This is a genomic window from Humibacillus xanthopallidus, assembly GCF_006716675.1.
GTDB classification, from domain to species: Bacteria; Actinomycetota; Actinomycetes; order Actinomycetales; family Dermatophilaceae; genus Humibacillus; species Humibacillus xanthopallidus_B.
Window position 1 is genome coordinate 1436192 of record NZ_VFPM01000002.1, and the last position, 25184, is coordinate 1461375.

Annotated in this window: 23 protein-coding genes; 13 read left to right on the forward strand and 10 right to left on the reverse strand. The window is 70.0% G+C overall.

Annotation, left to right across the window (positions count from 1 at the left end):
• Window positions 1-597 precede the first annotated feature (597 nt).
• The 3 genes from FBY41_RS14535 to FBY41_RS14545 form a co-directional block, all read right to left on the reverse strand.
• Entirely contained in the window at window positions 598-1761 is a 1164-nt protein-coding gene (locus FBY41_RS14535; RefSeq protein WP_141844907.1) for a carboxylate-amine ligase, read from the reverse strand.
• Window positions 1762-2149: 388 nt separating this feature from the next.
• Complete coding sequence (locus tag FBY41_RS14540; protein WP_141844908.1) at window positions 2150-2995, reverse strand: PHP domain-containing protein; 846 nt, start codon at window positions 2993-2995, stop codon at window positions 2150-2152.
• A 333-nt stretch (window positions 2996-3328) separates the two neighbouring features.
• On the reverse strand, window positions 3329-4468 hold the full coding sequence (locus FBY41_RS14545) for a hypothetical protein (protein WP_141844909.1): 1140 nt from the start codon (window positions 4466-4468) through the stop codon (window positions 3329-3331).
• 324 nt (window positions 4469-4792) lie between these two features.
• Here FBY41_RS14545 and FBY41_RS14550 point away from each other — a divergent pair, with 324 nt between their 5' ends.
• On the forward strand, window positions 4793-5572 hold the full coding sequence (locus FBY41_RS14550) for a TIGR01458 family HAD-type hydrolase (protein WP_141844910.1): 780 nt from the start codon (window positions 4793-4795) through the stop codon (window positions 5570-5572).
• Window positions 5573-5644: 72 nt separating this feature from the next.
• On the opposite strand, the gene FBY41_RS14555 is transcribed toward FBY41_RS14550, so the two are convergent.
• Both FBY41_RS14555 and FBY41_RS14560 read right to left on the reverse strand, forming a co-directional pair.
• On the reverse strand, window positions 5645-6154 hold the full coding sequence (locus FBY41_RS14555; protein ID WP_141844911.1) for an LURP-one-related/scramblase family protein: 510 nt from the start codon (window positions 6152-6154) through the stop codon (window positions 5645-5647).
• Between the two features lie 81 nt (window positions 6155-6235).
• Window positions 6236-7198 carry a L,D-transpeptidase family protein gene (locus tag FBY41_RS14560; protein WP_141844912.1) on the reverse strand — a complete coding sequence of 321 codons (963 nt, stop codon included), beginning with the start codon at window positions 7196-7198 and terminating at the stop codon, window positions 6236-6238.
• Window positions 7199-7472: 274 nt separating this feature from the next.
• Here FBY41_RS14560 and FBY41_RS14565 point away from each other — a divergent pair, with 274 nt between their 5' ends.
• Window positions 7473-9290 (forward strand): amino acid permease, encoded by a 1818-nt coding sequence (locus FBY41_RS14565; RefSeq protein ID WP_141844913.1) that lies wholly within the window; start codon window positions 7473-7475, stop codon window positions 9288-9290.
• Window positions 9291-9292: 2 nt separating this feature from the next.
• Window positions 9293-10192 (forward strand): universal stress protein, encoded by a 900-nt coding sequence (locus FBY41_RS14570; protein WP_141844914.1) that lies wholly within the window; start codon window positions 9293-9295, stop codon window positions 10190-10192.
• A gap of 109 nt (window positions 10193-10301) precedes the next feature.
• Here FBY41_RS14570 and FBY41_RS14575 read toward each other — a convergent pair whose 3' ends face one another.
• Window positions 10302-11267 (reverse strand): ATP-grasp domain-containing protein, encoded by a 966-nt coding sequence (locus FBY41_RS14575; RefSeq protein ID WP_141844915.1) that lies wholly within the window; start codon window positions 11265-11267, stop codon window positions 10302-10304.
• Between the two features lie 50 nt (window positions 11268-11317).
• Window positions 11318-11494, reverse strand: a complete 177-nt coding sequence (locus FBY41_RS23460; RefSeq protein WP_185749065.1) for a hypothetical protein — start codon at window positions 11492-11494, stop codon at window positions 11318-11320.
• 180 nt (window positions 11495-11674) lie between these two features.
• Between FBY41_RS23460 and FBY41_RS23465 the strand changes: the two genes are divergently transcribed.
• Window positions 11675-11839 carry a hypothetical protein gene (locus FBY41_RS23465; RefSeq protein ID WP_185749066.1) on the forward strand — a complete coding sequence of 55 codons (165 nt, stop codon included), beginning with the start codon at window positions 11675-11677 and terminating at the stop codon, window positions 11837-11839.
• A 52-nt stretch (window positions 11840-11891) separates the two neighbouring features.
• Here FBY41_RS23465 and FBY41_RS14580 read toward each other — a convergent pair whose 3' ends face one another.
• Window positions 11892-12608, reverse strand: coding sequence for a VOC family protein (locus FBY41_RS14580; protein ID WP_141844916.1), 717 nt, complete (start codon window positions 12606-12608; stop codon window positions 11892-11894).
• 165 nt (window positions 12609-12773) lie between these two features.
• On the opposite strand from FBY41_RS14580, the gene FBY41_RS14585 reads away from it, so the two are divergent.
• A complete protein-coding gene (locus FBY41_RS14585) occupies window positions 12774-13316 on the forward strand; it encodes a GrpB family protein (RefSeq protein ID WP_141844917.1) in 543 nt (180 codons plus the stop codon).
• A gap of 21 nt (window positions 13317-13337) precedes the next feature.
• Here the strand turns inward: FBY41_RS14585 and FBY41_RS14590 are convergent, their stop codons facing one another.
• A complete protein-coding gene (locus tag FBY41_RS14590; protein ID WP_221629281.1) occupies window positions 13338-13985 on the reverse strand; it encodes a GNAT family N-acetyltransferase in 648 nt (215 codons plus the stop codon).
• Window positions 13986-14087: 102 nt separating this feature from the next.
• Window positions 14088-15110, reverse strand: coding sequence for a LacI family DNA-binding transcriptional regulator (locus tag FBY41_RS14595; protein ID WP_141844919.1), 1023 nt, complete (start codon window positions 15108-15110; stop codon window positions 14088-14090).
• A 128-nt stretch (window positions 15111-15238) separates the two neighbouring features.
• On the opposite strand from FBY41_RS14595, the gene FBY41_RS14600 reads away from it, so the two are divergent.
• The 8 genes from FBY41_RS14600 (at window position 15239) to FBY41_RS14635 (ending at window position 25162) form a co-directional block, all read left to right on the forward strand.
• On the forward strand, window positions 15239-16765 hold the full coding sequence (locus FBY41_RS14600; RefSeq protein WP_141844920.1) for a sugar ABC transporter ATP-binding protein: 1527 nt from the start codon (window positions 15239-15241) through the stop codon (window positions 16763-16765).
• Window positions 16762-17871 (forward strand): ABC transporter permease, encoded by a 1110-nt coding sequence (locus FBY41_RS14605; protein ID WP_141844921.1) that lies wholly within the window; start codon window positions 16762-16764, stop codon window positions 17869-17871. The genes FBY41_RS14600 and FBY41_RS14605 overlap by 4 nt, the downstream gene beginning before the upstream one ends.
• A complete protein-coding gene (locus FBY41_RS14610) occupies window positions 17868-18908 on the forward strand; it encodes an ABC transporter permease (RefSeq protein ID WP_141844922.1) in 1041 nt (346 codons plus the stop codon). The genes FBY41_RS14605 and FBY41_RS14610 overlap by 4 nt, the downstream gene beginning before the upstream one ends.
• A gap of 11 nt (window positions 18909-18919) precedes the next feature.
• A complete protein-coding gene (gene rhaS, locus FBY41_RS14615) occupies window positions 18920-19963 on the forward strand; it encodes a rhamnose ABC transporter substrate-binding protein (RefSeq protein ID WP_141844923.1) in 1044 nt (347 codons plus the stop codon).
• Window positions 19964-20067: 104 nt separating this feature from the next.
• Window positions 20068-20463 (forward strand): L-rhamnose mutarotase, encoded by a 396-nt coding sequence (locus FBY41_RS14620; protein WP_221629311.1) that lies wholly within the window; start codon window positions 20068-20070, stop codon window positions 20461-20463.
• Window positions 20460-21623: an L-rhamnose isomerase gene (rhaI, locus tag FBY41_RS14625; RefSeq protein ID WP_141844924.1), complete on the forward strand. Its 1164-nt coding sequence runs from the start codon at window positions 20460-20462 to the stop codon at window positions 21621-21623. Before FBY41_RS14620 ends, rhaI begins: the two co-directional genes overlap by 4 nt.
• Window positions 21624-21626: 3 nt before the next feature.
• On the forward strand, window positions 21627-23672 hold the full coding sequence (locus FBY41_RS14630; RefSeq protein ID WP_141844925.1) for a bifunctional aldolase/short-chain dehydrogenase: 2046 nt from the start codon (window positions 21627-21629) through the stop codon (window positions 23670-23672).
• Entirely contained in the window at window positions 23669-25162 is a 1494-nt protein-coding gene (locus FBY41_RS14635) for a rhamnulokinase (RefSeq protein WP_141844926.1), read from the forward strand. The genes FBY41_RS14630 and FBY41_RS14635 overlap by 4 nt, the downstream gene beginning before the upstream one ends.
• Window positions 25163-25184: the final 22 nt, after the last annotated feature.

The window sequence follows — 25184 nt, forward strand, 5'->3', positions numbered from 1 at the left end:
AACGGTCGCGTTCGGCTCGAACACCTCCACGGCAGCCGCCCCCGGCTTCTGCAACCCCACGAGCGCGCGGATCTGCCGCGGACGGCACGTCCGTTGCGATGTGCCGCCTCGAGACCATCCCCGCGCTGCCTGTGCAGGCTTTCAGGACCGGGGATCAGTCGTTCTCCGACAGCCTTGATCTCAGCTCCGGCAATGTCGAGGCGGACGAGCATCAGCATGGTGTGTTTCACCCCAATGCCACGCGTGGCCAGTACGTCCGCGATCTCTAGCCCATCAACAAGCTGGACGGGTTGATCTGGGCGCGTCGCCTCATTGCGCGCCTTGGTGACGTGCGCAGTAATGATCGCCGTCGGCTGCATGCCAGGGCCGACGCTTCCTCGGAGTTGTGTCACGTTATTGGGATGGATGCCTCCCATCCTTCGATTTGCGTGCACAGCAAGCTGCACGGGCGCCAACGGCGAGAATGTCTGCGTTTGCGTGCTCGAGGTGTTCCGCGATCTGGGCGAGCTCTCGTGCGGGCACGTGGAGTGAGGTGCACTGCGCGACGGGCGGTTCCGTGATTCGTTGAAGCACGGGGAGGCTCAGGCGCCAACCGGGTCACACGACCGTCACCTGGGGACTTCCTTGCTCCGATGTCGATGCGGCATGCGGACACCGGATGCGGGGCCGGGTCGCGTCGGCCAGGGCCGATACGAACGCCTCACGCGATGTGGCTCCGCCCCACAGGTTTCGCTGCCTCTGGGCGCCGGTGCCGATGCGCCGGCGCTCCTCGAGCAGGGCGAGAACCGGCTTGGCATCACCCGCTGTCTCGAGCGCCGGCAGGACCGCGTCGACCAGGCGCGACATGGGTGCCGCAACCGTTGCGCGCGTTGGCGCCGGTCGGTGCTTCGAGAGGGTGCTGCTTACCCCGTGGTGTGCGGCGGTGAGCAGCTGTTGCCCGAGGGAGTCGGTGGCCGCCGGAGGCGCCACCGACGGGCGGTCGAACCTGACGTCGTCTGCCAGCCTGGTCACCAGGGCTCTGACCAGCGCGGCGAGGAGAACGGCGTCGCGGGTCGTCAGGCAGGTGTCGGCGATCCTCACCTCCAGCGTCGGGTAGCGCGGGGAGAGCCGGGCGAGGAAGTACACGTTGCGCGGGTCAAGTACCGCCCCGGTGCGGCACAGGGCGGTCACGATGCGGTCGTAGCTGTCGGCCGTGCGCAGGACCGGAGGCGACCGGAAGGTGGGCCAGGTCAGCTGCCGGCCATAGCGGAGGCTGTCCCAGCCAATGTCCGCTCCGTTCGCGAAGGGCGAGTTCCCGCTGATGGCGAGCAGGGTGGGTAGCCACCGGCGCAGGCGGGCGAGGACTTGAACGCCGAGATCGCGGTCGTCGATCCCGACGTGGACATGGCAGGCGCAGGTTCCGCCGGCTACCGCCGTCGCGGTAGGGAATCTGGCCGCCAGCCGTTGGTAGCGTGGCGCATCGGTCAGCATGGTGAGCCCGGCATGAGCGAACGGAGACACCCCTGAGGCGACCACGGAGACGCCGAGAGATTGAGCCGCTTCACCGGCCATCTCACGCAGACCGGCCAACTCGACCTGCAGCTGCGTCAGATCGCGGGACACGGTCGAGGCGGTCTCGATCTGGAAGGTCATCAACTCAGGCTTCACTTGACCGGGCCTGGCGCTGTCACCGACGAGGCGAAGCACGTCGGGCGCGGCCGGTGCCAGAGTTCCGTCCGGCCAGAGCAGGAGGAACTCCTCTTCCACACCGACGGTGCGCATTCCGGGTTCTCCTCCCGCTTGCCTCTTCAGCACGGTCATGGTCGTCGCGGGGCGTGCCGTTCATCCGGAGGCGTCGGCCTCCCTCGCTTCAAGCATGGCTCCGGCACGCGAAGCGGCCAGAGGCCAAGGTCCCGTGTCGGCTCCTTGCCCACTGCGGCGATCGTCACAGTCATCAGCCTGCGCGTGGCTTCGCGAAGGTCCAACCACGAGCACTCATCGGCAGGACCGCAACGCCCGACTCCCTGCTATGCGGGTAAAGCCCGTGCGCCCGTCTGGCGGCGGTTAGGCGCACCGGGCGCGCCCATCTTCGTCGAGCGGATCGCGGCAGTGGTGGCACGCGGGCCGCCGCGGATGCGCAGAGAGGCCATACCTAAGGTTGATATGACGGCTATCGCGTCCACAGGTGTTCCGGCCGTCGCCCGCGCCGGAAGCCAAAGTGCTCCAGCATGTGTTGTGCCTCCGGAAAGCCGCTCGCCAGTGCCGTCGGAACGTGGGCGTCGCTTCCGAAGGACACTGCTCGACCGCCCTCTTCCGTCCACCACTGTGGGAGCCAAGACGACAGGCGACGCGTGTTCATTTCGAGCGCCCGACCGGACTCGGCTATCGCCCGCAGGGCGGCGCGGAACTGTTCTTCGAAGCGACGCGGGTCGAAGGGTCCGGCCTGCTCGAGGGGCCAGTGGCGGACGGCGTAGTCGAGGTGCGTGAAGACCTCAAAGGTAGTCGAGGCGAGCATGGCAGGAACTTCGTCGAGATAGGCGCTCATGACGTCATCCGGGTCCCACCAGCGGTACAACGTGACCGGTTCAGCGCGGTCTGGCCCTACCGGCAACGTGTGCAGTGATCCGTTGATCCGGTCGAATCGAGTGAGGTCCACCAGCTGGCGAGCCCGGTCTTCGACGAGGTGAGGTTGTCCGAACTCCACACCGCTGAGGATGGTGAGGTCCGGAAACAGTCGCCGGCACCCCGCGATCGCCGCGAAGTAGCCCTCGACGTCCAAGGGCGGGGGAACGAGATAGCCGGCCTCATTGATGTGTCGCGACGCCGCAACGGGAAACTCCTCCGTGCCGGCCCGCCACGTCTCCTCGAAATCGAAGTGTTCGGTGAAGACCAGAGCAGGAAGCCCGATGCGCTGTGCCTGTTCACAGGTAGCCGCCATGGTGCCGCTCGCCTCTGAATGAGGACCGCCGGTGTCCCAGGACCACTCGCTGTGCACGTGGCTGTCGGCAGTGAGCATGGCGCCATTCTCGTCGTTCCTCTGTCTAGGTCGTCCCGCATCATCAGCAAGGTGGCAACGTCCAGCCATCGGCACGTGGGCGAGACGCCGGCGCCCGTCAGGAGCCGAAATGACGCACGCCTTGCCTGGCAGAGCCCGAGCGACTCACTCTGGGACGGGCCCCTCCCAGCGGTCGTGCGTGGCGCAGTCGCGCGGACACGGAGCGGTTCTGGGACAGTCCTTGGGTTGCGTGAGAACAAGCCCCGGCGGCCGATGCGCGCATCCAGTCCGGTGGGGCGGCGAACTCTCGCCCGTCAGGTCAGGCTGACTCTGAAGCCGATGGCGCGCCAATCGTCAGCGGTCCCACAGGAGGACTTCAAGGGCGGCTACCAGGCGGGAGTGCCGTGGGGTCCTGCCCTCGGCCAGCTCGATGAGCTCTTCGTTGCTCCTGGCGAGTTCCTCCAGCAGGGCAACTGCTTCGTCCTCGTCGCGGATCATGGTCGCGGCCAGCCTGCTGGCTGGGTCGGCCAGGTCGTGCGGAGGGACCGGGTGGCCATCGAGGGCGGCGAGCAGCAGCAGTAGGCGTTGCTCTGCCCGCGAGACGCTCGGCCACAGGGTCAGGAGGGCCTCGGATGCCTCGACGACGGTCGCGCGCACCTGCCCGTGGTGTGGCTGCGGCCGGTACCCGTACGCGAGCGCCTGGTCCAGCGCGGCGGCCGCGAGGAAAAGCGTGAAGAGCAGATCCAGCCGTCGCTTCGCAGCCAACTGGGGCGCCAGGGCCAGTCCGGCAACCACCCGCAGGGCGGGCGCGGTCGAGCTGTAGCTGCTGCCTTGGTGGGTAACGGACCCGACCAGGTCGTCAAGGTGCCCGCCCCACTGATCGTCGTTGGCTGCGAGCCCGGCCAGCATCTGCGGGACGTCGTCGGCGGAGCCGTAGGCGTGCTCGAGCTTCGCCCAGTCCACCGCGTCGACTGTCGGCAGCCTCACGGGATCTCCCGGCCCGTCGGGCAGTTCCTCGTCCACGTGGTCCGAGTCGTACCGCTCAGCGGTGCCGACCCGGGCTGGGCTTTCGGCCAAGCTGGCCAACCGGCGCTCGCCTGCCGTGGCGTCGTCGAGCTCGTGGACGAGACCCACGCGCGTGAACACCCGAAGGACCGTAGCGGTGTCGCCGCTGCCGCTGCCGCTGGAACGGCCGCCGAATCGCTGTGCCACCCGCCGCACCGCGGCGTCCTCTTGCGCCTGCCACCACGACTCGTCGTCGTCGGGCAGGGGGCCGGTCGCGACCGAGGTCACGTCCCACTGGCCCTGCTCGTGCGGACGCATCGTCGGCTTGCCGAACCAGGAACTCGACGGGTCGCGGTGCGCCCAATCCACTTCGCGAACGGCAACCAAGGCGTGCCCGCGAGCGGCGAGCTCGTCGGCGACGAGGCGGGCATCGGCCTCCTCGGGGACGGTCACCGTGAACGTCTGGGCGTAGCTCGGCTGATGCGGCACGAGAGCGGATCCTTCCCTGCCCGAAGGTGTTCGAGTGCGGTCGCCCGACCCTATCCGCGCCCGCCCTCCCGCAGGGAGCTTCCTGGGTTCGGCCAGGAGCACCGCGCCACGTGGGTCCGGGGGCGGGCTGATGCCAACCCGCACCAGAGTCAACGACGCACACTTCTGCATCAAACGGAGCCGGTTCCTCATGAGCGGATCCGACCCCGTCACACCCATCCTGGTCGTCCGGCGGGCGGACCACTGACTGTGCCCTGCCAAGGCGTCGCGACGTGTTCGCGTTGAGGCGGCGCCGTAGCGGCGCGTGCGCGTGATGATGGAGACGTGCGCGCAGTGCTGCTCGATCTCGATGGGGTCGTCTACGTGGGCGACCAGCCGGTGCCGGGTGCCGTCGAGGTCGTCGACTGGCTTGTCCGGGAGGGGATCCCGCACCTCTTCCTCACCAACACCACGTCGCGTCCGCGGCAGGCGGTCGTCGACAAGCTGGCTGGGCTGGGAGTCTCGTCTGCGGCGGAGCAGGTCCTCACACCTGCCGTGGCAGCGGTGGCGTGGCTGCGGCGACATGGCATCACCCGACCCGCGGTTTTCGCCCCCGAAGCCACCGCCGCGGAGTTCGTCGAGCTGGATCCCCTCCAGGACGATGTCGAGCACGGAGCGGGTGCGGTGGTCATCGGCGATCTGGGGGAGGGCTGGACCTTCACCACCCTCAATCGCGCCTTGCGTCTGCTGATGAGCGACCCCGCCACACCTCTGGTCGCCCTGGGGATGACCCGCTACTGGCGCGCCGAGGACGGCCTTCGGCTCGACGCGGGCGCGTTCGTGCGCGCGCTGGAGTATGCCGCGGGGCGCACCGCGGTCGTCGCCGGGAAGCCGGATCCGACCTTCTTCGGCTCCGCGGTCGAGGCTCTGCACGTTCCCGCCGACCAGGTCGTCATGGTGGGCGATGACATCCACACCGACATCGCGGGCGCGCAGCGTGCGGGCTTGACCGGCGTGCTCGTGCGCACCGGCAAGTTCTCCGCGTCCGATCTCGAGGGTGACGTGCGCCCGCACGCCGTGCTCGACTCGCTCGCCGACCTGCCCCGCTGGTGGGCCCTGAGGTAGACCAGGGCGTCGTCGCGCCGAGCGACCTCAGCTGCCTCAGTCGTGCCTGCGCGTGACGAAAACCGCACGGGGTCAGTCGCGCTCGACCCAGCGGTCGACAGCCCACACGATGGCGAAGGCGAGGCCGGGATCGGCTCCGTCGGCCACGTCGACGGTGTACTTGTCTCGTACGGCGATCCACTTCTGGGAGATGCGCACGACGTCGCGGCCGCCGCTGGTCACGGTGTAGTTCTTCTCGATGAACTGGCCGGTCAGCTGCCACGGCTCGCCGCTGGCCATCTCCATCGTCATCTTGTCCTTGATCATCGAGAACGCCTTGGCCTTGAGGAAGGCGACCTCGCTGCCCGAGGCGTCGGTGATCGACATCTTCTTCGGGATCCCGAGCAGCTGCCCGCGCACGCTGTAGAGGACGGTGCCGTCCTCCGCCTGCACCTCGGCCTTCGGCCGTGCGCCGATCTTGCCGTCGACGAAGAAGAGCTGCTTCTCGGTCTCCGGGTCCAGCACGGCGAAGTCGCGCCCGGCGCCGAACTTGCTCTTCATGAGGTAGCGCGTGAAGCCGGGGGGCGCAGCGGGGGTGGACACAGCGGGTCTCCTTCGTCGGCAGGACTGCTCTTGCTCAGTCCTACCACCGCGTCAGCCACCCGGCGAGCGGCGTCATCGGCGTCACCAGTGGACGACGACCGTGGTGCCGACCGGGGCGGTGTTGTAGAGCCGCTTGAGCAGGGTGAGATTGCGGACGTTGACACACCCGTGCGACGAGCCGTTGTAGCCGTTGCGGGCGAAGTCCGCCGAATAGTGGATCGCCTGGCCGCCGCTGAAGAACATCGAGTACGGCATGGCGGTGTGGTAGATGGTCGACACGACGTCGACCTTCTTGAAGGTGATGGCAAAGACGCCCTCCCGGGTCGGCTCCTCCTCGCTGCCGAAGCGGACGTCCATGGCGTACTGCGGTGCTCCGTCGATGACCCACGTGAGCGAGCGCGTCGACTTGCTGATGCAGATGACGCGGCCGGTGAGGCACCGCTGGTCGACGTCCCAGCTCGAGACGCCCGGCGTGACCGGTGTGGGGCTGATGTTGGCGAGCTCGTCGCTGGTCGGCGCCCGGGTCATGGACAGCAGCCGGTCGTAGGTGCGCTGGTCGGCGATGCCGGTCACCGGGAAGCCGCGCTTGGCCTGGAAGCCACGGACGGCCTCGGTCGTGCGTGAGCCGTAGTAGTCCGTGACGTCACCCGCGAACCAGCCGATCTGCCGCAGCCGCGCCTGCATGGCACGGACCTTCGGGCCGGAGTCTCCGGCCCGCAACACGATCCGCTGCGCGGGCGCGGTGGGCTTCGTCCCCGACGGCTTGGTCTGCGTGGGACGGCCGCCTGTCGGCGCCACGGTCGTCGGCGTCGCAGTCGTCGGCGCGGCGGTCGGGGTCGGGGCGAGCGAGGTGGTCGGCGGCGTCGAGGGGGCCGTCGTCGGGGGAGCGCTCGACGCGGCAGTCGACGAGGTGGCCGCAGGACTCGTCGCCCCGCCGCTCGGCTCGGTGGGCGCACACCCACCTGCGGCCAGCGCCAACGTGGTGAGGGCGACGACCACGAGCAGGTGCCGCCCCGCCGCTCCAGCCACCCGCGCAGTGCGCATCATCGACACCTTGTCTCTCGTTCCAGACTCCCTCGGGGCGGAGCGCGCCCCCAGAGGCGAAGGTCCCGCCGGCCGCCGCTCCGACCCCCGGCCCGCCCCGGAGCCGCCACGGTTTGCCCCGGTTTGGTCATCCGTGGACAGATCCCCCCACGCTGGCTAGTTTGGGCAGGTCGCCGTGCGGGGGCACCGCCCCCTCGGACCGATCGAGAGGGGCATCCCATGTCTCGTCCGCTGAACCGCCGCAGCACTCCCCGCCCGACTCGGAGGGCCTGACATGTCCGGCGGCGGTCCGGAGCTGAAGAAGGCCCTCAATCAGCGTCAGCTGACGATGATCGCCATGGGTGGCGTCATCGGGGCGGGCCTGTTCGTCGGGTCCGGCACGGTCATCAAGGCCACCGGCCCGGCAGCGTTCATCACCTACGCGCTGTGCGGGGTCCTCATCATCATGGTGATGCGGATGCTCGCCGAGATGGCGGTCGCCAACCCCTCGACCGGCTCCTTCGCCGACTACTCGCGCAAGGCCCTCGGCGACTGGGCCGGCTTCTCCGTCGGCTGGCTCTACTGGTACTTCTGGGTCATCGTCGTCGGCTTCGAGGCCGTCGCGGGGGCCAAGGTGATCAACTACTGGTTCCCCGGCGTGCCGACGTGGGTGCTCAGCCTCGTGCTCATGCTCCTCATGACGGGCACCAACCTCATCTCCGTCTCCTCGTTCGGTGAGTTCGAGTTCTGGTTCGCCGGCATCAAGGTGGCGGCGATCATCGTCTTCCTCGTCTGCGGAGGACTCTTCGTCTTCGGCATCTGGCCCAACGCCGACCTCGACTTCAGCAACCTCACCGCGCACGGCGGCTTCTTCCCCAACGGTGGCATGGCGGTGACCGCAGGAGTCGTGACGGTCATCTTCTCGATGGTCGGCGCCGAGATCGCGACCATCGCCGCCGCCGAGTCCAACGACCCCGAGCGAGCGGTCTCCAAGGCTGCCAACTCGGTCATCACCCGCATCGCGATCTTCTTCGTCGGCTCGATCTTCCTGCTCGCGGTCATCCTGCCGTGGAACTCCTCCACGCTCGAGGCGTCGCCGTACGTCGCCGCCTTCGAGGAGATGGGCATCCCGTATGCCGCCGACGTGATGAACGCGGTCGTGCTGACCGCCGTCCTCTCGTGCCTCAACTCCGGCCTCTACACGGCGTCGCGGATGCTCTTCGTGCTGTCTGCCAGGCGGGAGGCTCCCGCCTCGATGGTGTCCGTCAACTCGCGCGGCGTGCCCGTCGTCGCCATCCTCGCCTCGTCGGTCGTCGGCTTCCTCGCGGTCATCATGGCGGCGGTCTCACCCGACACCGTGTTCTCGTTCCTGCTCAACTCCTCCGGGGCCGTCATCCTCTTCGTCTACCTGCTCATCGCGATCTCGCAGATCATCCTGCGCTACCGCACCGACGCGTCGACGCTCAAGGTGAAGATGTGGCTCTTCCCGGTGCTCTCGATCATCACCGCCATCGGCATCGTGCTCGTGCTCGTCCAGATGGGCCTGACGGAGGACGTCCGCATCCAGCTGGTCCTCAGCCTGCTCTCCTTCGGGGTGGTGCTCGTCCTCTTCTTCATCAACAAGGCGCGGATCGCCCGGCTGCCGGAGCGGGTCGCGCCGCAGCACACGGGTGAGGCGCGACGGGTGCTCGTCCTCGCCAACCAGACGCTGGAGTCCGACGAGCTCGTCGCCGAGCTCCAGCGCATCGACGCCCAGGGCAAGGCTTGCTACTACGTATGCGTGCCGGCCAGTCCCGTCGAGACGGGCACCGCCGCGACCCATGGCGCCGTCTCCGTCAAGGACGCGACGACCGAGGCAGCGCAGCGACGGCTGGATCGCACGCTCGAGTCCCTCACGGCCCACCATCTTGACGCGTCCGGTGGCATCGGCGACCAACGACCGCTGCGGGCGCTGCGCGCGGCCGTGCAGGAGTTCGACCCCGACCAGATCGTCGTCGTGACGCTCCCCGCGGCCGAGTCGGTCTGGCAGCGCTTCGAGGTCGTCGACCGCGCAGCCGAGCTCGGCCTGCCCGTGACGCACGTCGAGGCCGCCTCCCTCGTTCCCGCGGTGTAGCGATGACGATCGTCGTCGCCTACACGGCGCAGGACAGCGGCAGGTCCGCGCTCGAGCTGGCGAGCGTCCTGTCGCGCTCCACTGGTGAACCGCTCCTCGTCGCAGTCGTCGTCACGACGCCGCACGCCGCGGGAGCACCGGAGTTCGTCGACGGCAACTACCTCGGCCCGTTGACCGACTGGGGGAGCTCCGTCCTCGACGAGGCCAGGGCTCACCTGCCGGGTGACGTCGCCGCGACCTTCGAGGTGCGCCAGGCGTCGTCCATCCCCCGGGGGCTGCTCGAGCTCGCGGGGCAGAGCGGTGCATCGGCCATCGTGCTCGGCTCGTCGCACAAGGGGTCACTCGGGCGGATCTCGTTCGGCAGCGTCACGGACCGGCTCGTCCACTCGGCCCCGCTGCCCGTGCTCCTCGCTCCGCTCGGCTACCGCGCCGGGCCGGCCTCGCACGTCCGCCGGGTGAGCATCGGCTACGGCGGCTCGAAGGACCTGGCCCACGCGGCGCAGGCCGGTGCGCGACTCGCCGAGAGGACCGGAGCAAGCCTGCGGGTCGTGTCGTTCGCCGTCCGTCCCCCCAAGAGGTTCTACGGCAGCGTCGAGGAGTCGGCTGACGAGCTCGTCGTCGACCAATGGGTGGCCCGCCTCAAGGAGCAGCTCGTCGCGCAGCTCACGGAGGCGGATGCCGGCCCGCTCGGTGACCGGCTCGCACGTTCTCTCGTCGTGGCCGAGGGTGCGACGTGGAGCCAGGCGGTCTGGTGCGTCGACTGGAGTGATGGTGACCTCCTCGTCGTCGGTCCCAGCTCGTCGGCGCCCGCCGCCCGGCTCTTCCTCGGCTCTCGGGCCTCCAAGATCATCCGGTCGGCGCCGGTCCCCGTCTACCTCGTCCCGGCCTCCCGAGCACACTGAGTCTTCTTGCCGCGCAGCGCTTTTGGAGCCCGCGGTAGCGCGTGGGCGGCTGAGACGTGGACCGGGCCCGACGGCATACGCCATCGGGCCCGGGGGAGTGGGGCAGGGGTCAGGCGAACGCCCGTCCACGAACCGCGGCCAGCTCGTCGACGACGAAGTCGGCGAAGGCCTCGCCCAGCGGCATGTCCGACATGCCCTCGACGAAGAGGAACTGGCCCTGGGGGTTGACCTCAAGGAAGACCGGCTCGCCGTCGGGCCGCAGCTTGACGTCGAAGACCCCCATCCGAAGGCCCAGCCGGCGGGTGACCTCGCGCAGCCGGTCGCCGAGTCGCGGGTGGATGACGACCGGCTCGACCTCCATGTCGTTCGCGAGCCGCCAGTCGAGCTCACCGCTGCGGATGCGCGCGGTGTGCACGGCGTCGCCGAAGACCATGACGCGCAGGTGGTCGGTGCCCGGGACCTCCTCCTGGTAGACCGTGGCCGACACGGTGATCTCGTCGTCGTCGACGAGCGAGTCGACGCTGACCCGACCCGCCTCGAGCGAGGTGCCGAGCAGTCCCGTGAGGGTCTTCGCGATGACGGTGCCGCCGTGGGCGCGGGCGAAGTCGCGCACCGCGGTGGGATCCGTGCTGATGAGCGTCCGCGGCACGGTCAGCCCGACGCTGCGGGCGACGCTCAGCTGCAGGATCTTGTTCTGCGCGCGCTCGGTCGCGTACGGGTCGCTGATCCACGTGCCGGAGAAGCCCGCCATGAGCAGGCCACGCAGTCCGGCGCGGTTGTCCTTGACGACGAGCTTGCGCATCTGCGGGTCGGTGACCGCATCGGGCACCGTGGGTCGCCCGTGGCAGCGGCGCCACCAGACGAGGTCGAGGTCGGCGACGGACACGGTGCCGCCGTCCTCCGTGGGGAGGGTGAGCTCCTGTCCTGCCACGTTGCTCCACGTGAGTCCCCCGGCGGCCGAGAGGGTGTCGGAGGCGACGACGGCGACGTCGACGCCGTGCACCTCCTGCAGCTGCCTGCGAATGACGCGGGCGTGCAGGTCTCCTGCAAGGGTGACGATCGCTACGGTGCTCATGCTGTCCTTCTCCTCAAGTCTCTGGGTCGCCGGGGGTCTCGGGTCACTCGTCACTCGTCGCAGTCGTCCCAGCCGTCGTCCGAGCCCGAGATCGAGCCACCGGGCCAGCGCATGGCCTCGAGCTCCGAGCCCATGACGGCCTGCTCCCAGGCGTCGAGCTTGGCGGGGTGCTGGTAGCCCTCGTGGGTGCGCGAGAACCGCGCGGCCATGGGTGCAAGCTTCTTCATGGTGCTTCCCTTCAGTGGATCGGCCGGATGCCGTTCATCCGGCGCCGAGGGGAGGAGACCCGCGGCCCCGCGGTGATACCGGACCGCCGCGCATTTGGTGTCGCGTACCTAGACGGGCTCGGTGAGGTTCGACGTCGATCGAGCCTCGCCGACGGCGCGCTCACGATGAGAGGGACCACCGTGAGACAGGATCGCAAGCGCAGCGGGTTCATCCTCGGCCTCGGTGTGGCGGCGCTGGCCGCGTTCCTCGTCACGACCTTCGTCATGGGACAGCCCCGCATCCTCCTGCTGGCCGTCGCGGCGGGTTGGCTCACCCTCGGATACCTCCAGAGGGAGCGCTCGTGAGCAGACAGGGCTCGGCCTTCGCCGCGGTCTCGTGCGCGGCGGCCTCAGCAGGTCAGCGGGGATGGTCGAGGAGGCAGAACTCGTTGCCGTCGGGGTCGGCGAGCACCACCCAGGGCACGTCGCCCTGGCCGATGTCGACTCGTCGGGCCCCCAGGGCCAGGAGGCGCAGGGCCTCGACCCCGAGATCAGTATCGGGCGGCAGCGCGACGTGCAGGTGCATCCGGTTCTTGCCAGTCCTGGGCCGCACAGGCGGGCCGCCCCACGCCACCTTCGTGCCGCCGGCGGGGGACTGGACCGCCGTCTCCTCGTCCTGGTCCCAGACCAGCGGCCACCCCAGGGCATCGCTCCAGAAGAGGCCCACCTCGCGCGAGCCGTCGCAGGCCAGCTCGCCGAGGAAGCCGCACCCGTCAAGGAATCCGTTGCCCGGCTCGATGACGCACAGCTCGTTCCCCTCCGGGTCCGCGAGGACGACGTGCCCCTCCTCGGGACGCTGCCCGACGTCGAGATGACGCGCGCCGAGCCCGAGGGCGCGCTCGACGGTCTCTCGCTGGTCGGCCGCGGTGGTGCTCGTGAGATGGAGGTGCATCTGGTTGGCTCCGACCTTGGGCTCCGAGGTGGGCCGGAACACGATGTCGAACTCCACGTCGGTCCTCGGCGTGATGGTCACGCCATCGCCTCCGATCTCGCGGCCCAGCAGGCCGGCCCAGAAGCGGGTGAGACGGCCGGGGTCGTTCGCGTCGATGCACAGAGCGGCCAGTCGACCGGACATCGGGCATCTCCTCTCGGTGTGGCAGCTGTGCGAGGAAGTCGCCGCGCAAGTCGCGTCGGGCGACGGCGGACCCTAAGCCACGCTAGGGCGACGCGTGACCACCGGCAACCGAGTTCGGGGGAGTGCCGTCAGACGCTGTCGGTCGTTCGGCCTACCGTCTCGGACATGGGCGATCGCGGGCGGTATCCGGACGCGCGGCTGGTCGCGCCCGACCCCGCATGGCCGAGGCGGTATGCCGTCCTCGTCGACGCGCTCGGCCGTGCCCTCGGTCCCGACTGGGCTCTCGAGCACGTGGGCTCGACGTCCGTTCCCGGCCTGGTGGCCAAGCCCGTGATCGACATCGCGATCCGGATCCCACCCGGTGTCAGCGTTGACGACGCGTCGAGCCTGCTCGCGCCGGTTGGGTGGAGCGACGCTGTCGCCGTCGGTGACCACTGGGCGGTCTTCCTGCTCGACGACGGGGTGCGGCTGGCCATCGGGCACCTCTTCGAGGCCGATCGCTGGCCCGAGGCTCATGTGCGCCTCTTCGCGCAATGGCTGCGTCGCCACCCCGCCGACCGCGAGCGGTACGCCGAGCTCAAGACCTCGCTCGTCGCGGCCGGTGTCTGGGGCGAGGGCTACACCGACGCCAAGGTCGGTTTCGTGCGCGGCGTCGTCGAGCGAGCGCGGGCCGCTCACGGTCTGCCGCCGGTGAGCGGGCCGCTCTGACGTGAGGCCCCGGCCCGTCACTCAGGACGGCGCCAGGAACACCGCTCGGCAGGCCTCCACGCCGGTCATGGTGATGTCGTCGCGGCGTCGGGGCAGCCACTGCTCCCGAGTCATCCGCCAGCGCTGGAGGAGCGCAGGCTCCCCACGCCGCGCGGCCCACTCGGTGCCGTTGCGCGCGTAGCCGAGCCTCTCGGAGACCCGGTTGGAGCCGGCGTTGTCGACGAAGGCGTCGCTGCCGGCCTCCGCGGCGCCGAACCCGTCGAAGGCGAGCTGGAGTGCGGCCTGACGCATCTCGAGACCGAGGCCGTGGCCGCGGGAGTCGGCGGCCAGCCACGAGAAGGTCGTGACGGTCCCGAACGCGGCGAACTCGATTCCGATGACGTCCTGGATGCCGACGGGGCGCTCGTCGAGGACGACCACGAGACCCAGCCTCCAGAAGTCGGCCTCGACGCGGGCGCGAGCGCGCCATACCGCGCGGAGCCACTTCTGCACCCGGACGTCGGCGTCGTCCTCGTAGAGGGAGATCGGGTCGTCGAAGGGCGGCGGATCGGCGTCCGCCTGACCCGCCCGCACGAGCGGGACCAGCGCCTCGAGGAGGTCGTCGGTGGCTCCTCGGAGCTCGAGCCGCGGGGTGGTGACCGTGACGTTGAGGGGAGCGTAGGGGTGCACCCGAGCAGCGTAGGAAGTGCCAAGGCCATGTGGCACCTGGGTTTCCGACCGACGCCGGAGGGCCGGCGGCGCCATGGGGGCGCGTGCCGACGCCAGGCCGGCTCATCCCAGGGTCGAGGTCCTGGCGATGAGCTCAGGGGTGAAGGTGACCTGGGTGTGCGTGTGCGCGGGATTGGTCGCCTCGTCGATGACGAGCTCTGTTGCGGTGCGGCCCAGCTCGTGCCGGGGCTGACGCACGGACGTGAGGGGAACCGCTGCGGCAGAGGCGAACTCGATGTCGTCGTAGCCCACAATGGCGAGATCGTCAGGCACGCGCCGACCGCTGCCGATGGTCTGCTGGAGCAGGCCGAGTGCGAGGAGGTCGTTGGCGCAGAAGGCAGCCATCGGGCGCCGTCGCGAGGGGAGGCCGGAGAGCCGCTCGCCGGCGCCGCGGCCCTCGACGACGGTGAGCGCCGAGGTCGTGATGAGGTGCAGCGACTCCGGCGGGAGACCCGCGTCGGCCCAGGCCTGCTGGGCTCCCTGCCAGCGGTCACGCACCTGGCCGATGCTCAGCGGACCGCCGATGAAGGCGACCTGCGTGTGCCCGCGGTCGATGAGGTGCTCGACGGCGAGGCGACCCCCGAGCACGTCGTCGACCGCGACGGAGCACAGGTCGAGGCCCTGCTGGGTGCGGTCGACGACGACGAGGGGAGTGCCGCGTCCGGCGACCTCGCGCAGGTGCTCGGCGTCGGGGTCGACGGGGGTGATGAGGATTCCCTGCACCCGCTGCTGCTGGAGCAGGTCGAGGTAGGCGCGCTCCCGCTCGGCGTCGTTGTTGCTGTTGCAGATGAAGAGCCACAGGTCGGCGAGACCGGCTGACAGCTCGACGCCCTGGGCGACGTCGGTGAAGAAGGGGTTCGCGGCGTCGAGCACGACATAGGCGACGACGCGGCTGTGCCCGGCCCGCAGCTGCCGCGCCGACTCGTTGCGCACGAAGCCGAGCTCGCGCATCGCGGTCTCGACCTTGACCCGGGTCGGATCGCTGACGCGGTCGGGGCGGTTGAGGACGTTGGACACCGTGCCGAGCGACACGCCGGCGCGGGCGGCGACGTCCTTGACGCTGACGGACCGGGAGGCGGCGTTCACCCTCGGCTCCGCGGCGATGCATTGAAACGAGACACGTGCGGATCTTACCTGTCCTCAAAGGGTTGACACCGGAGGCGCGGCTCCCTAGATTACCCGCAGTTGAAACCTTTCAAAGATGCAAGGAAACCATGGACATCGTCTCTCCGGAGAGCGCACCGCCTCCGACCCTGACGCTGCGTGACGTCGCCAAGTCCTTCGGGCAGGTCGTCGCCCTGCGGTCGGCCACCCTCGTGGCACACGCCGGCTCGATCCACGCCCTCGTCGGCGAGAACGGCGCGGGCAAGTCGACCCTCATCAAGATCGTGGCGGGGGTGCACCGACGCGACGCCGGCGAGTTCCTCCTCGCGGGGGAGCCTGCCGACTTCGGCTCCACCGCCGAGTCGAAGGCCGCGGGCGTCGCCGTCATCTACCAGGAGCCCACGCTCTTTCCTGACCTGTCGGTCACGGAGAACATCTTCATGGGCCGCCAGATCCTCGGCCGCGGCCGCCGCATCGACCGCACGGCGATGCACGCCGAGGCGAGCCGGCTGTTCGCCGGGCTCGGGGTGCACATCGACCCCCGCCGTCCGGCCCTCGGCCTGTCGATCGCCGACCAGCAGATCATCGAGATCGCCAAGGCCATCTCGCTCGACGCCCGGCTGCTCATCATGGATGAGCCCACGGCGGCCCTCAGCGGTGTCGAGGTCGAGCGCCTCTTCACGGTCGCCCGTCGCCTGCGCGACGAGGGACGCGCCATCGTGTTCATCTCGCACCGCTTCGACGAGGTCTTCGACCTCTGCGACACGGTGACGGTCATGCGCGACGGTGAGTACGTCGCGACGCGGCCGATCGCCGAGACGAGCGTCGAGGAGATGGTGGGCCTGATGGTCGGTCGCGAGGTCTCCGACCTCTTCCCCAAGACCCCGGCAGAGATCGGCGACCCCGTCCTCGAGGTGTCCGGACTGACCTCGAGGGGCGTCTTCCACGACGTCTCCTTCAGCGTCAGGGCCGGCGAGATCGTCGGCCTCGCAGGCCTCGTCGGTGCCGGTCGCAGCGAGATCGCCCGCGCCGTCTTCGGCGTCGACGACTACGAGTTCGGGTCGGTGCGCATGAAGGGCAGAACGGTCCCCTCGCACGACCCCGCCGCCGCCATCCGGGCCGGGATGGCCTTCGTGCCCGAGGACCGTCGCAAGCAGGGGCTCGTCACCGACGCGTCCGTCACCGACAACATCGCCGGTGTGATCCGGGGGGGCCTCGCGAAGTTCGGTCTGCTGACGAAGAGCATGGAGAACCGGGCCGTCGCGCCCTGGGCCGACCGGCTCGAGGTGAAGACGAGCTCGCTCGACATGTTCGCCAAGACGATGAGCGGGGGCAACCAGCAGAAGGTGGTCATCGCCAAGTGGCTCGCGACCACGCCGACCCTGCTCATCATCGACGAGCCCACCCGAGGCATCGATGTCGGCACCAAGGCCGAGGTGCACCGGCTCCTCTCGGAGCTCGCCGGGCAGGGCATGGCCATCCTCATGATCTCCTCCGAGCTGCCCGAGGTGCTCGGCATGGCCGACCGGGTGCTCGTCGTCTGCGAGGGCCGGCTCACCGCCGACCTGCCGCGCGAGAGCGCCACCCCCGAGTCCGTCATGCACGCCGCCACCCGGGCCCGGGAGATCGCGTCATGACGCCCGCACCCACCCAGGAGCCGACCGTGTCCGTGCCCGACGCCCAGCCCGGCATACAGCCTGCGGTCACCTCAGAGACCCAGCTGCTCGTCGAGCCCAGCAGCCTGTCGCCGCGCCGTCGCATCGTGCAGGGCCTGCTGCGCTCGCGGGAGTTCTCGATCCTCGTCGTGCTCCTGCTCGTCGTCGCCGCGGCCACGATCAAGAACCCCAGCTTCCTGCTGAGCAGCAGCGGCTGGCGAGACCTGCTGCTCACGCCGTCGATGCTCATCGTGCTCGCGGTCGGCCAGGCGGCTGTCATCATCACGCGCAACGTCGACCTGTCGGTGGGCTCGGTGCTGGGCCTCACGGCATACCTCACGGGGCGGTTGTTCATCGACCACCCCGGCCTGCCGATCGTCGCGGTCTTCGCCGCGGGGATCCTCGTCGGCGGGCTGCTCGGCCTCGTCAACGGGCTGCTCGTCGCACTGGCCCGGGTGCCCGCCCTCGTCATCACCCTCGGCACGCTCTACATCTACCGGGGCATCGTGCTCTCGTGGGCCGGCAGCAGCCGCATCAACGCCTCGGACCTGCCGCCGGACTTCCTCTCGCTCGGCACGGCGCAGGTGCTCACCATCCCGGTCCTGTTCATCGTCGCGCTCGCCGTGCTCGGAGCCGTGGGCTACTACCTCTACACGGCGCGCAGCGGACGCGAGTTCTACGCGATCGGCTCCGACCCCGACGCCGCCGTGCTCTACGGTCTCAACGTCCGGCGGCGCGTGCTCAGCGCCTTCGTGCTCTCCGGTGCCCTCGCCGGCCTCGCCGGTGTCGTCTTCGCCGCCCGCTACGGCTCGGTCAGCTCCGACGCGGGCACGGGCATCGAGCTCCAGGCGGTCGCCGCCGTCGTCATCGGCGGCGTCGCGATCTTCGGTGGCAGCGGCACTGTCTGGGGAGCGGCGCTCGGCGCCGTGCTCCTCGTCACCATCAACCGGGCCCTGCCGATGCTCGGCATCCCCGACTTCTGGCAGCAGGCGCTCGTGGGCGCGCTCATCCTCAGCGCCATCGTCCTCGACCGGGTGCTCGCAGCCCGCCAGTCACGCCGACTCGTCGAAGCGAGGGACCTCCCATGACCCGCACGTATGCCGCCTACGCCCACCCGCTGTGGCGCCGGCTCCTCCTCAGCCGCGAGGCCGCCGTCGTCGCTCTCGTCATCGCCGTCTCGATGTGGGCCTACGGCAACGTGCCCTACTTCGGCGAGCAGCTGACCCTCACCTACCTGCTGCTCGACGTGACGCCGATCCTGCTCATCGCGCTGCCGATGACCCTCGTCATCGTCACCGGGGAGATCGACCTCTCGGTCGCGAGCGTCGTCGGCCTCAGCAGCGTCCTCGTCGGAGTGCTGCACGAAGGTGGCTTCGGGATCCCGGCGGCAGCGGCGATCGCCGTCGTCGTCGGCGCCCTCTGCGGAGCACTCAACGGCTACCTCGTCGCCCACGTCGGGCTCCCGTCGCTCGCGGTCACCATCGGCACCCTGGCCCTCTATCGCGGCCTCGCGGTCGGGATCCTCGGCACCAAGGCGGTCACCGACTTCCCGGCCGACTGGACGCAGCGCGCCTCCGAGACGGTCGGAGACACCGGCATCCCGACCGTCATGCTCCTCTTCCTCGCGCTCGCCCTCGGCTTTGCCCTGCTGCTGCACTTCTCGGCCTTCGGGCGTGGCGTCTACGACATCGGGCTGGGCAGCGAGGCCGCGCTCTTCACCGGCGTCAAGGTGCAGCGCACGAAGTTCATCCTCTTCGTCCTCACCGGCGCGGTCTCCGCCCTCGCCGGCATCTTCTACACGCTGCGCTTCGGCAGCGCCCGCGGAGACAACGCCGCCGGCCTCGAGCTGCAGGTCATCGCGGCCGTGCTCCTCGGCGGCGTGTCCATCTTCGGTGGCCGAGGCAAGCTCATCGGCGTCATCGCCGGTGTGCTGCTCATCGGCGTGATCTCGAGCGCCCTACGGCTGCAAGGGATCACGGTCAATGTCATCAACATCATCATCGGCTTGCTCCTGGTGGTGTCGGTGGTCTCAACCCCAGTCCTGGCGTGGGTCTCCGACGTCGCTGCCAGGCGTAACCGGGGCACCCGCCCCACGAAGACGCCCGCTGGCGTCGGAACCCCTTGAAAGGAAATCGCATGACCTCGATCTCGCGCCGCTCCGCCGTCCTCGGCGTCGCCGCCCTCACCGCCGGCCTCGCCCTCACCGGGTGCACGAAGGCTGCCACCGACTCCGGCGCCGCCGGCACCGGCGCGGCCACCGCGGCCGCCAAGCTGAGTGTCGTCTTCATCCCCAAGAACCTCGGCAACCCCTACTTCGACACGAGCGACGCCGGTGGCAAGAAGGTCGTCGAGTCGCTCGGAGGCACCTACTCCGAGGTCGGCCCCCAGCAGGCCAGCCCCGACGGCCAGGTGCAGTACATCAACACGGCTGCACAACAGCGCGCCAGCGCCCTCGTCGTCTCGGCCAACGACCCCAAGGCCATCGGCGACGCGCTCAACCAGGCGCGCAAGGGCGGCACCAAGGTCGTCACCTTCGACTCCGACACCGATCCGCAGTACCGCGACCTGTTCATCAACCAGGCCTCGCCGGACGGCCTGGCCAAGGTCGAGGTCGACGGCATCACGAAGCAGATCGGCGACTCGGGCGAGATCGCGATCCTCTCGGCGAGCGCCAACGCGACGAACCAGAACGCCTGGATCGACCTCATGAAGAAGGACCTCGCGGCCAACCACCCGAACGTCAAGCTCGTCGACGTCGTCTACGGCAACGACGACGACCAGACCTCCTTCGACAAGACCGCGGCGCTCCTGCAGACCCACCCCAACCTCAAGGGCATCATCTCGCCCACGACGGTGGGCATCGCCGCTGCTGCCCGCTACCTGTCCACCTCGGACAAGAAGGGCAAGGTCGCCCTCACCGGTCTCGGCACGCCGAACCAGATGCGCGAGTACGTCAAGAACGGCACCGTCAACGAGTTCTACCTCTGGAACCCGGCCGACCTCGGCGGCCTCGCGGCCTACGCGGCCGACGCGCTCGTCAAGGGCAAGATCACCGGCAAGGAGGGTGACACCTTCACCGCGGGCGAGCTCGGCGACTTCAAGGTCGGCGCCAACCAGACCGTCCTGCTCGGCGACCCGTTCGCCTTCAACGCCGGCAACATCGACCAGTTCACGTTCTGAGCGCTGACCGTCCGGCCGGCAGCAACCCCACGCCGGCCGGGCGGGTCCGCCCACCCCGCCGAACGGCATACCCCCTCACCCACCACACCACCTCGGGAGTGATCGTGCGCGCCTGCTTCCAGCTGCAGGTCCGGCCCGACCGGATCGACGAGTACCGCGCTCGGCATGCCGCGGTCTGGCCCGAGATGCTGCGGGCGTTGGCCGAGAACGGCTGGCACAACTACTCCCTCTTCCTGCGCGCCGACGGGCTGCTCATCGGCTACGTCGAGACGCCGTCCCTCGAGGACGCCGTCGCGGGCATGGCCCGCACCGAGGTCAACGCCCGGTGGCAGGCCGAGATGGCCCCGTTCTTCGAGGAGCTGGACGGGGTGGCGCCCGACGAGGGCTTCCTGCTCCTCGAGGAGGTCTTCCACCTCGAGGACCAGCTCGACGAGCTCGCTCCGCACCCGTCCGACCGACCCACGCCGGACCCGACGCAACCCAGAAGTGATGAGACATGACGACATTCAGCGAGATCGCCCCCCAGCTCGAGGGCCAGGCCATCGAGGTCCCGTCGTGGGCCTACGGCAACTCCGGCACCCGCTTCCGGGTGTTCGGCTCACCGGGCACCCCGCGCACGGTCCAGGAGAAGATCGCGGACGCCGCCACCGTCCACCGCTTCACGGGGCTCGCGCCGCTCGTCTCGCTGCACATCCCGTGGGACCGGGTCGACGACTTCGGCGCGCTGCGGCGCTATGCGGAGGACCTCGGCATCGGCCTCGGGACCATCAACTCCAACACCTTCCAGGACGAGGACTACAAGCTCGGCGCCCTCACCCACACCGACGCCCGCATCCGGCAGAAGGCGATCGACCACCACCTCGAGTGCATCGACGTCATGCACGAGACCGGGTCGCGCGATCTCAAGATCTGGCTCGCCGAGGGCACGAACTACCCGGGCCAGGGCGACCTGCGCGGGCGTCAGGACCGCCTCGCCGAGAGCCTGCGCACGATCTACGACCGGCTCGGCCACGAGCAGCGGCTCGTGCTCGAGTACAAGTTCTTCGAGCCCGCGTTTTACCACACCGACGTGCCGGACTGGGGCACCTCCTACGCCCACGTCGCGGCACTGGGGGAGCGCGCGCTCGTCTGCCTCGACACCGGCCACCACGCCCCGGGCACCAACATCGAGTTCATCGTCGCGCAGCTGCTGCGCCTCGGGAAGCTCGGCTCCTTCGACTTCAACAGCCGCTTCTACGCCGACGACGACCTCATCGTCGGCGCGGCCGACCCCTACCAGCTCTTCCGGATCCTCTACGAGGTCATCCGGGGCGGCGGCTTCGGCCCGGACAGCCCGGTCGCCTTCATGCTCGACCAGTGCCACAACATCGAGGCGAAGATCCCGGGCCAGATCCGCTCGGTGCTCAACGTCCAGGAGATGACGGCCCGGGCGCTGCTCGTCGACACCGACGCGTTGCGCGCCGCGCAGGACGCGGGCGACGTCCTCACCGCCAACGAGATCTTCATGGATGCCTTCTACACCGACGTCCGGGCCGACCTCGCGGCCTGGCGTGAGAGCCGCGGGCTGCCGGCCCGACCGATGCAGGCCTACCTCAGCAGCGGCTACCAGCAACAGATCGAAGCGGACCGCGCGGGCGGCACGCAGGCAGGATGGAACTGACCGATGACCGACACGACCCCCTCCCCGACAGCGGAGCTGATCGCCCGCTCCAACCGACTCGGAGCGGATCCGAAGAACACCAACTACGCCGGCGGCAACACTTCCGCGAAGGGCACCGTCACCGATCCCGTCACCGGCAAGCCCGTCGAGCTCGTCTGGGTCAAGGGATCCGGGGGCGACCTCGGCACCCTCACGGAGAGCGGCCTGGCCGTGCTGCGCCTCGACCGCATGCGTGCACTCGTCGACGTCTATCCGGGGCTCGAGCGCGAGGACGAGATGGTCGCCGCGTTCGACTACTGCCTGCACGGCAAGGGGGGCGCGGCGCCCTCGATCGACACGGCGATGCACGGTCTCGTCGAGGCCGCCCACGTCGACCACCTGCACCCCGACAGCGGCATCGCGATCGCGACCGCCGCCGACGGGGAGGCCCTCACGGCAACGATCTTCGGTGACAAGGTGGCCTGGGTGCCGTGGCGCCGCCCCGGCTTCCAGCTCGGCCTCGACATCGCGGCGATCAAGGAGCAGAACCCGCAGGCCGTCGGCTGCATCCTCGGCGGCCACGGCATCACCGCGTGGGGTGACACGAGCGACGAGGCCGAGGCCAACTCGCTCTGGATCATCGACACGGCTGCCGCCCACATCGCCGAGCACAGCCGTCCGGAGCCCTTCGGCCCCGCCCTCGAGGGGTATGCCGCCCTGCCGGAGCACGAGCGCCGCGCGCGAGCTGCTGCCCTCGGCCCGACGATCCGCGGACTTGCCTCGCACGACCGCCCCATGGTCGGGCACTTCACCGACTCGGACGTCGTGCTCGACTTCCTCGCCTCGGCCGAGCACCCGCGGCTGGCCGCCCTGGGCACCTCGTGCCCGGACCACTTCCTGCGCACCAAGGTGAAGCCGCTCGTGCTCGACCTGCCCGCGACGGCGAGCGTCGACGACTCGATCGCCCGCCTCAAGGAGCTCGCCGTGGCCTACCGCGAGGACTACCAGGCGTACTACGACCGCAACGCCGAGGCGGACTCGCCGGCGATCCGCGGCGCCGACCCCCTCATCGTCCTCGTGCCCGGCGTCGGCATGTTCAGCTACGGCAAGGACAAGCAGACGGCCCGCGTGGCGGGAGAGTTCTACGTCAACGCCATCAACGTCATGCGCGGCGCCGAGGGGCTGTCGACCTACGCACCGATCGACGAGGCGGAAAAGTTCCGGATCGAGTACTGGGCCCTCGAGGAGGCCAAGCTCCAGCGCATGCCGAAGCCCAAGGCCCTCGCGACCCGCATCGCCCTGGTGACCGGCGCCGCGAGCGGCATCGGCAAGGCGATCGCGACCAAGCTGGCCGCCGAGGGGGCCTGCGTCGTCGTCGCCGACCTCGACCTCGCCAAGGCCGAGGGCGCAGCGGCTGAGATCGGGGGCCCCGACGTCGCGATCGGCGTGCAGGCCAACGTCGCCGACGAGGCGCAGGTGCAGGCCATGGTCGATGCCGCGGTGCTCGCCTTCGGCGGCGTCGACCTCGTGGTCAACAACGCCGGACTCTCGCTGTCGAAGTCGCTGCTCGACACCACGGTCGCCGACTGGGACCTCCAGCACGACGTCATGGCGAAGGGCTCCTTCCTCGTCTCCCGCACGGCTGCAAGGGTTCTCATCGACCAGGGCCTCGGTGGCGACATCATCTACATCTCCTCGAAGAACTCCGTCTTCGCCGGGCCCAACAACATCGCCTACTCGGCGGTCAAGGCCGACCAGGCCCATCAGGTGCGCCTGCTCGCCGCCGAGCTCGGTGAGCACGGCATCAAGGTCAACGGTGTCAACCCCGACGGCGTCGTGCGCGGGTCAGGCATCTTCTCGAGCGGCTGGGGCGCCAACCGGGCGGCCGTCTACGGCGTCGAGGAGGAGAAGCTCGGCGAGTTCTACGCCCAGCGCACCCTGCTCAAGCGCGAGGTGCTCCCCGAACACTGCGCCAACGCGGTGTTCGCGCTCTGCGGCCCGGACATGACCCACACCACCGGTCTGCACATCCCCGTCGACGCAGGCGTGGCCGCAGCCTTCCTCCGATGACCGAGCTGCGCGTCGCCGCCATCGACCTGGGCGCCACCAGTGGCCGGGTCATGGCGGCGACCGTCTCGGTCGGCGAGGGCGCCGACCGCCTCGAGGTCTCGGAGGTCCACCGGTTCCCGAACGGTGCTGTGCCCATCGGGGGCTCGTTGCACTGGGACGTCGTGGGCATCTACCGCGAGGTGGCTGCCGGGCTGCGCGAGATCGTGCGCACCGGACCTCTCGACGGCATCGGGATCGACTCGTGGGCCATCGACTACGGCCTGCTCGACCGCGACGGCGAGCTGCTCGGCACCCCCTACTGCTACCGCGACCGGCGCACCGACGGCGTGCTCGAGCGGGTCGCCGCCAGCGTCTCGGCGCAGGAGGCGTATGCGGTCACCGGCCTCCAGCAGCTGCCGTTCACCACGATCTACCAGCTCGTGGCGGCAGGCGGCTCGGCGGCCCTCGAGGCTGCAACGACCCTGCTGCTGCTCCCGGACCTCATCGGCTACTGGCTCACCGGGGCGGTCGGGGCCGAGCGCACCAACGCCTCGACGACCGGGCTCTACGACGTCCGTGAGCGGGACTGGGCTGTCGCGCTCACCGAGCGGGCCGGCATACCGCCGCGGCTGCTGCCGCCCCTGCGCGACCCGGGTGACCGCGTCGGCGCGGTGACTCCGGAGGTTGCCTCCGAGCTCGGTCTCGAGGCGAGCGTGACTGTCGTCGCGGTGGGTTCGCACGACACCGCCTCGGCCGTCGTGGGGGTGCCCGCCGAGGGCAGCTCCTTCGCCTACATCTCGTCGGGCACGTGGTCGCTCGTCGGGCTCGAGCTCGACGAGCCGGTCCTCACGGAGGCCGCGCGCGAGGCGGACTTCACCAACGAGACCGGCGTCGACGGCACGATCCGCTTCCTCAAGAACGTCATGGGTCTGTGGGTGCTGTCGGAGTGCCTCCGTGCCTGGCAGAGCGAGGGCGACGAGCCGGTCGTCCTCGAGGCGGTGCTCGCCGGTGCGGCCCGGTCGCCGGGCCTGCGGACGGTCATCGACATCGACGACCCCGCTCTGCTGCGACCCGGCACGGCCTCCGACCCGATGCCCCAGCGCATCGCCCGGCTCGCCGGTCGGGCGGGGGAGCCGGTGCCCGAGAGCCCGGCCGCACTGACCCGGTGCATCCTCGACTCCCTGGCGCTGGCCTACCGCCGCCACGTCCGCACCGCCGGCGAGCTCGCAGGCACGCCGGTCGAGGTCGTGCACGTCGTCGGGGGCGGTTCGCAGAACGAGCTCCTCTGCCGGCTGACGGCCGACGCCTGCGGCCTGCCCGTGCTCGCCGGGCCGTCGGAGGCGGCGGCGCTCGGCAACGTCCTCGTGCAGGCCCGCGCGCTGGGGGCCGACCTGCCTGACCTCGCAGCCATGCGGGCTCTCGTGCGGCGGACGCACCCGGTGCAACGACACGATCCTCGCGGCGGCCTCGACTGGGCCGCGGCCGAGGCCCGCCTGCATTCCACCCACTGAGGGGGCGATCACCCGCGACCGC

Coding starts and splice junctions, on each gene's coding strand:
- FBY41_RS14580 (WP_141844916.1), bottom strand. CDS start 12,608: ATGTCCGGTCGACTGGCCGCTCTGTGCATCGACGCGAACGACCCCGGC.
- FBY41_RS14585 (WP_141844917.1), top strand. CDS start 12,774: ATGGGCGATCGCGGGCGGTATCCGGACGCGCGGCTGGTCGCGCCCGAC.
- FBY41_RS14635 (WP_141844926.1), top strand. CDS start 23,669: ATGACCGAGCTGCGCGTCGCCGCCATCGACCTGGGCGCCACCAGTGGC.
- FBY41_RS14540 (WP_141844908.1), bottom strand. CDS start 2,995: ATGCTCACTGCCGACAGCCACGTGCACAGCGAGTGGTCCTGGGACACC.
- FBY41_RS14575 (WP_141844915.1), bottom strand. CDS start 11,267: ATGAGCACCGTAGCGATCGTCACCCTTGCAGGAGACCTGCACGCCCGC.
- FBY41_RS14535 (WP_141844907.1), bottom strand. CDS start 1,761: ATGCGCACCGTCGGTGTGGAAGAGGAGTTCCTCCTGCTCTGGCCGGAC.
- FBY41_RS14560 (WP_141844912.1), bottom strand. CDS start 7,198: ATGCGCACTGCGCGGGTGGCTGGAGCGGCGGGGCGGCACCTGCTCGTG.
- FBY41_RS14605 (WP_141844921.1), top strand. CDS start 16,762: ATGACGCCCGCACCCACCCAGGAGCCGACCGTGTCCGTGCCCGACGCC.
- rhaS (WP_141844923.1), top strand. CDS start 18,920: ATGACCTCGATCTCGCGCCGCTCCGCCGTCCTCGGCGTCGCCGCCCTC.
- FBY41_RS23460 (WP_185749065.1), bottom strand. CDS start 11,494: ATGAAGAAGCTTGCACCCATGGCCGCGCGGTTCTCGCGCACCCACGAG.
- FBY41_RS14610 (WP_141844922.1), top strand. CDS start 17,868: ATGACCCGCACGTATGCCGCCTACGCCCACCCGCTGTGGCGCCGGCTC.
- FBY41_RS14600 (WP_141844920.1), top strand. CDS start 15,239: ATGGACATCGTCTCTCCGGAGAGCGCACCGCCTCCGACCCTGACGCTG.
- FBY41_RS14570 (WP_141844914.1), top strand. CDS start 9,293: ATGACGATCGTCGTCGCCTACACGGCGCAGGACAGCGGCAGGTCCGCG.
- rhaI (WP_141844924.1), top strand. CDS start 20,460: ATGACGACATTCAGCGAGATCGCCCCCCAGCTCGAGGGCCAGGCCATC.
- FBY41_RS14630 (WP_141844925.1), top strand. CDS start 21,627: ATGACCGACACGACCCCCTCCCCGACAGCGGAGCTGATCGCCCGCTCC.
- FBY41_RS14565 (WP_141844913.1), top strand. CDS start 7,473: ATGTCCGGCGGCGGTCCGGAGCTGAAGAAGGCCCTCAATCAGCGTCAG.